The sequence below is a fragment of the Rathayibacter sp. AY2B7 genome, from assembly GCF_002931635.1.
Classification (GTDB): Bacteria; Actinomycetota; Actinomycetes; order Actinomycetales; family Microbacteriaceae; genus Rathayibacter.
The window spans coordinates 1-4,119 of sequence record NZ_PSUC01000166.1 but is presented as its reverse complement, the minus strand read 5'-3'; the positions used below and the strand labels follow the sequence as shown (position 1 = coordinate 4,119).

Below are 4,119 nucleotides of genomic sequence, written 5' to 3'. Positions count from 1 at the left end.
CTCCTGGGTGAAGATGTCGCGGGCGGCGAGCCAGGCGATGCCGCGGTCGCTGTCGGGCGTCTCGAAGTCCCAGAGCGTGAGGGTGCGGCCGGCGCCGTCGACCGTGGTCGAGAGCGCGTCGGAGCCGGCGTCGGAGCCGCCACCGGAGCAGGCGGCCAGCGCGAACATCGCGCTGAGGCCGACTCCGCCGGCGAGGAGGTTGCGCCGGCTGAGACCGGCGGTCGGGCGGTGGAAGGCGGAGCGGGATCGGAGCGACATTGCGGTGGTTCTCCTTCGAACGGTGCGGTGGTGCTGCGGAGGTGGTGCAGGGAGCGCTCTCTCACGGAGGCGCGGTGTCGAAGCGTTTCGACAGTGCGCAGAGCCGGAGCGGGCGGGAAGAGGGTGGAGGACTAGAGGGAGGCCGGCGCGGGAGTGCCGGACGGGACCGCCGGCACCGGGGCGCCGGTCGGAGCGACCGCGAGGGATCCGCGGTCGACGTAGGAGGGCGGGAGCAGCTCGACGCCGACGGTGCGGCCGGAGTCGATCTGCTGGAGGGTCCGCGCGACGGCCGCTCGGCACATCGCGTCGAACGGGAGCGGAAGACTGCTGGTGGGGACGGGGAGGGCGCCGCCGTCGTAGCTGGCGCAGGCCGCCAGGATCGACAGGTCGCCGGGGACGGAGAGGCCGCGCTCGAGGACGCGCTCGATCGCCGCCTCCGCCACGGGCTCGTTGCAGTGCAGCACGAGCGCGGTGGGCGGGACGGGTGCGGCGAGGATCGCGTCGATCGCGGCCTGTGCGCTCGGGCGGCCGATGTGCGGGCGCTCGACCGCGATCTCGACTCCGAGCGCTGCGGCCTCGTCGCGGAACGCCTCGTCGAAGCGGCGGACGAAGCCGGCGTTGCGGTCGGTGTAGGACTGCGGGTGCTCGAGCAGGCCGAGCGAGCGGTGGCCCAGCTCAGCGAGCCGGCGGACGCTCTGGCGGGCGGCCTCGGCGAAGTCGAGGTCGACGCAGGCGAGATCGTGGGAGTCGGCGGGCACGCCGATGAAGGTGGCGGGGACCCCCGCCGCGCGGATCAGCTCGGCGCGGTCGTCGTCGTCGTCGACGCCCATCAGGACGATGCCGTCGACGAGCGAGGAGGAGGAGACGCGCCCGATGCCGCTCGAGGCCTCGTCGGTGACGAGCAGCAGGACGTCGTAGTCCGACTCCCGGGCGCGCTCGAGCACCTCGGTGACGAAGCGCATGTGGGTCGGCAGGTGCAGCTCGCCGCGCATCGGGGCGGAGAGGGCGAGGATGTGGGTCCGCGCCCCGGCGAGCATCCGGGCTCCCGCATGGGGCCGGTAGCCGAGCTGGCGCACCGCGTCGTCGACGCGCTGCCGGGTGGAGGCGGCGATCGAGCGCTTGCCGGAGAGGGCGTAGGAGACGGTGCTGATCGAGACCCCGGCAGCGCGGGCCACGTCGTGGATGGTCGCCATGGCTCCTCCTGCCGGACGTCGTCGTCGGTCGCGGTCGAGCTTCGAAGCGCTTCGACCGGTCGTGCTGGAGCGACTGTACGCACAGTCGAAGCGCTTGCGCAAGCGATCCTCGCGACGACCTCCCCGGGCGCCGGCCCGCTCCGCGAGCGGTTCCGCGGCACGAACGGGCGGCACCCGCGAGGGGCCGGAGGGCGACGCGCCGGGCCTTCCGCGCGTTGCGCCTCCCGACCCTCAGGGGATATGTTGGGCTCAACAACAATTCGGCGACGTCGCCGGAAAGGATTCGGATCCCATGTCCCTGACCCCCACCCGCGCCGACAAGTTCTCGTTCGGCCTCTGGACCATCGGCTACAACGGGACGGACCCGTTCGGCGGCCCGACCCGCGAGCCGCTCGACGTCGTCCACGCGGTCGAGAAGCTCGACGAGCTCGGCGCCTACGGCCTCACCTTCCACGACGACGACCTGTTCGCCTTCGGCTCCACCGACGCCGAGCGCCAGACCCAGATCGACCGCCTCAAGGGCGCGCTGGAGTCCACCGGCCTCGTCGTGCCGATGGTCACCACCAACCTCTTCAGCGCCCCGGTCTTCAAGGACGGCGGCTTCACCTCGAACGACCGCGACGTCCGCCGCTTCGCGCTGCGCAAGGTCCTCCGCAACATCGACCTCGCCGCCGAGCTGGGCGCGAAGACCTTCGTCATGTGGGGCGGCCGCGAGGGCGCCGAGTACGACTCCGCCAAGGACATCCGCGCCGCGCTCGAGCGCTACCGCGAGGCCGTCAACCTGCTCGGCGACTACGTCACCGACAAGGGCTACGACATCCGCTTCGCCATCGAGCCCAAGCCGAACGAGCCCCGCGGCGACATCCTGCTGCCGACGCTCGGCCACGCGATCGCGTTCATCGACTCCCTCGAGCGCCCCGAGCTCGTCGGCGTGAACCCCGAGGTCGGCCACGAGCAGATGGCGGGCCTGAACTTCACCGCCGGCATCGCCCAGGCGCTGTACCACGGCAAGCTCTTCCACATCGACCTCAACGGCCAGCGCGGCATCAAGTACGACCAGGACCTGGTCTTCGGCCACGGCGACCTGCACAACGCGTTCTCGCTCGTCGACCTCCTCGAGAACGGCGGCCCCGGCGGCGTCCCGGCCTACGACGGCCCGCGCCACTTCGACTACAAGCCCTCGCGCACCGAGGACGAGACCGGAGTCTGGGACTCGGCCGCCGCGAACATGCGCACCTACCTGCTGCTCAAGGAGCGCGCCGCGGCCTTCCGCGCCGACCCCGAGGTGCAGGAGGCGCTGGCCGCCGCGAAGGTCGCCGAGCTCTCCACCCCGACGCTGAACGAGGGCGAGTCGTACGACGACCTGCTCGCGGACACCGCCTCGTACGAGTCGTTCGACGCCGACGCCTACCTCGGCGGCAAGGGCTTCGGCTTCGTGCGCCTGCAGCAGCTGGCCACCGAGCACCTGCTCGGCGCCCGCGGCTGACCCGCACCCCCTGAGCCCGCGGTCCGCCGCGGGACGACCTGAGACGGACGAGATCCCCTGCACCCGCACGGGATCTCGTCCGTTCTCCTGCATCCGGCCCGGTTCCGCACCGGACGCCCGAACCCGAACCCCCCAACGAAAGAGGACAGCGATGACGCTCGTCGCAGGGATCGACTCGTCGACCCAGAGCTGCAAGGTGGTCGTCCGCGACCTCGACACCGGCGCCGTGGTGCGCACCGGCCGGGCGAGCCACCCGGACGGCACCGAGGTCGATCCGGCCGCCTGGTGGGAGGCGCTGCAGCTCGCCCTCGCCGACGCCGGCGGGCTCGACGACGTCGCCGCGATCTCGGTCGGCGGCCAGCAGCACGGCATGGTCGTCCTCGACGACAGCGGCGCCGTCATCCGCCCCGCTCTGCTCTGGAACGACACCCGCAGCGCGCCCGCCGCCGCCGCGCTCATCGAGGAGCTCGGAGCCGGGGCCTGGGCGGAGCGGACCGGATCGGTGCCGGTCGCCTCCTTCACCGCCACCAAGCTCCGCTGGCTGCGCGACGCCGAGCCCGAGAACGCCGCCCGTGTCGCCGCCGTCGCGCTCCCCCACGACTGGCTGACCTGGCGCCTGCTCGGCTACGGCCCCGACTCCGCCCGTGGTCCGCAGCTCGACGCGCTCACGACCGACCGGTCGGACGCGTCCGGCACCTCGTACTGGGGAGCGGACGGCTACGACCTCGACCTGCTCGAGCGCGCCCTCGGCCACCGCCCGCTGCTCCCCCGCGTGCTCGGCCCCTCGGAGGAGGCGGGCCGCACCGAGAGCGGACTCGTCGTCGGCCCCGGCGCGGGCGACAACGCGGGCGCCGCGCTCGGCCTCGGCGCCGGCCCCGGCGACGTGGTCGTCAGCATCGGCACGAGCGGCACCGTCTTCGCAGTCACGGACGACCCGGTGCGCGACGCCTCCGGGACCGTCGCCGGCTTCGCCGACGCGAGCGGGCGCTTCCTGCTGCTGGTCGCGACGCTCAACGCCGCGCGCGTGCTGGCCTCGACCGCGACCCTGCTCGGCAGCGACTTCGACGAGTTCGCCGCACTGGCGCTCGAGGCGGAGCCGGGTGCCGACGGCCTCGTGCTGGTCCCCTACTTCGAGGGCGAGCGCACGCCGAACCTGCCGGACGCGACCGCGAGCCTGCACGG

3 protein-coding genes and 1 pseudogene are annotated in these 4,119 nt (G+C 73.3%); 2 read left to right on the top strand and 2 right to left on the bottom strand.

All coding sequences use genetic code 11. The annotated features are described in order from the left end of the window. Window positions 1–258 (bottom strand): annotated as a pseudogene (locus C5C27_RS16755) (hypothetical protein); the annotation flags it as partial. A 131-nt stretch (window positions 259–389) separates the two neighbouring features. Next, window positions 390–1,451: a LacI family DNA-binding transcriptional regulator gene (locus C5C27_RS16750; RefSeq protein ID WP_104314967.1), complete on the bottom strand. Its 1,062-nt coding sequence runs from the start codon at window positions 1,449–1,451 to the stop codon at window positions 390–392. Between the two features lie 292 nt (window positions 1,452–1,743). Between C5C27_RS16750 and xylA the strand changes: the two genes are divergently transcribed. Together xylA and C5C27_RS16740 are read left to right on the top strand one after the other, a co-directional pair. Beyond that, complete coding sequence (xylA, locus tag C5C27_RS16745) at window positions 1,744–2,937, top strand: xylose isomerase (RefSeq protein ID WP_104227357.1); 1,194 nt, start codon at window positions 1,744–1,746, stop codon at window positions 2,935–2,937. 151 nt (window positions 2,938–3,088) lie between these two features. Then, on the top strand, window positions 3,089–4,119 hold a 1,031-nt coding region (locus C5C27_RS16740; protein WP_104314966.1), incomplete at its 3' end, for an FGGY family carbohydrate kinase.